This is a genomic window from Planktothrix sp. FACHB-1355 (genome assembly GCF_014748295.1).
GTDB classification, from domain to species: domain Bacteria; phylum Cyanobacteriota; class Cyanobacteriia; order Cyanobacteriales; family Aerosakkonemataceae; genus Aerosakkonema; species Aerosakkonema funiforme_A.
Genome location: NZ_JACJUP010001292.1, coordinates 1 through 1829 on the forward strand (window position 1 = coordinate 1; position 1829 = coordinate 1829).

Genomic DNA, 1829 nt, shown 5'->3' on the forward strand with positions numbered 1-1829 from the left:
TTAGCTTGAATCGACTCAATCAATCCATCAGCATATTGACTGGTGATATCCGCAACTTGATTTTGAATAGCTGCGATCAAGTTCTGCTCTGGAGTTAAAACTGGGGGTGGTGGTGGAATAATTGCCACCGATTCCGGCTGCGAAGGTGCTGACAGTTCTGCTGGTGTCTCTATAGGTGGTGCTGCTACTTCCGTTGGTTCTATTGGACTTGGGGATGGAACTTCCGCAATTTGGGGTGGGTTTGCCGGTGAAAGCACAGAAGTTGCCCAAAATAGCAAAATGAAGAGAGCGGCGATCGCACCACTTAAAATCGTATCGTTAGGCAGTTTCTGATTTACAGACGCCGGCAGTCGGCTGCGAATTTTCCCCAAGGCAGCTTTCCACCACACCGGAAGATTAGTTAAAAATACTGCCAATTTCGCCGTGAAACTCTGAGTTGGCGCTGCTGACTGGAAACCGGGAGTTTTTGTCCCCCTCGTCGGCGTAGCCGTCCCTTCCGGCGTGGGTGGTGTTTGGGGTGAAGTAGGAGGTTTTATCTCCTGTTTCTTCCCCGTTCCTGACAGCAAATTTGCAATGCCGCGCAAAGCATTGGCGCTTTGGGTTTTGAGAACGGGTTGGACTCTACTCCAGGTTTGCTGAAGCGTTTGCGTCACCTTCTGCAACGCCTCTCCAGACTGACCTTTCGGCGTCGGTGTTGGAGGTGTCTGTTTTTTTGGCTCTGGTTGCTGTGGCTGTTCCTGTGACATCGAATTTTCTCTAATGGCAGGGCTTTCCAGGCTCGATTGGGTCGATCGAATCTCCCGCAGGCTATATTGTAATCCTGTTGTCACAGCCTAATCTACCACTTTTGCTATTCTGCTTTTGAGCCACTATTGAGCCAGTCAATTTAGCTATGAGTCTCAAACGTCGTCATTTTCTCATTTTCGGCAGCCTGAGCGGCTTCGGATTAAGTTTTTTGTGGAACGCACTCGAACATCGTGAGGGTGAAGGCGCTGGTATTACTCCCGCACTAGCTTCCGAACCAGTAATTATACCCGCACAACAGCCGCTACTGCGTTTTGTCTCCGTGGCAGATACCGGCACCGGCACTAGAAGTCAGTATGCCGTGGCTGAGGCAATGAGTAACTATCTCCGCGAAAATCCCTATGACTTGGTGCTTTTGGCTGGCGATAATATTTACAACTTTGGTGAAATTGCCAAAATTGGCGCTGTTTTTGAACAACCGTATCAGTCTTTGTTGCAACGGGGAGTAAAATTTCACGCTTGTTTGGGTAATCACGATATCGTTACTGATAATGGTGACGCTCAAGTTAAGTATCCCGGTTTTAATATGCAAGGACGCTACTATACTTTTCGTCGCGATGCCGTGCAATTTTTTGCTTTAGATACGAATGGCAATGCTGACTGGTCAAAGCAATTGCCTTGGTTAGAAAAAGAATTAAATGGCAGCGATGCGCCTTGGAAAGTTGTGTTCGGTCATCATCAAATTTATTCTTCCGGTCATTATGGGGTAAATCAACCTTTTATTAAGATGCTGACGCCTCTGTTTCAAAAGTACCGCGTTCAACTTTATATTAACGGACACGACCACCATTATGAGCGCAGTCGATCGATCGACGGTACGACTTATTTAATTTGTGGCGGAGGTGCGGGAACTCGACCTGTCGGGCGATCTGAATGGACGGAGTATTCTGCCAGTAAGCTCAGCTTTGCGGCTTTTGATGTGTATGCCGATCGCATAGCCGTAAGTGCGATCGACACCGATAATCAAGTTTTCGATCAAGGAATAATTCAATTGCGTTCGAGCTAACTTATTTATTAATAATTTT

2 protein-coding genes are annotated in these 1829 nt (G+C 47.2%); one reads left to right on the forward strand and one right to left on the reverse strand.

Going from position 1 to position 1829, the window contains the following annotated elements:
• A partial coding sequence (locus H6S82_RS31700; RefSeq protein WP_191057382.1) for a hypothetical protein occupies window positions 1-830 on the reverse strand: 830 nt, incomplete at its 3' end.
• A 62-nt stretch (window positions 831-892) separates the two neighbouring features.
• Here H6S82_RS31700 and H6S82_RS31705 point away from each other — a divergent pair.
• Window positions 893-1810, forward strand: a complete 918-nt coding sequence (locus tag H6S82_RS31705) for a metallophosphoesterase (RefSeq protein ID WP_190465227.1) — start codon at window positions 893-895, stop codon at window positions 1808-1810.
• The last annotated feature ends 19 nt before the right edge of the window (window positions 1811-1829 follow it).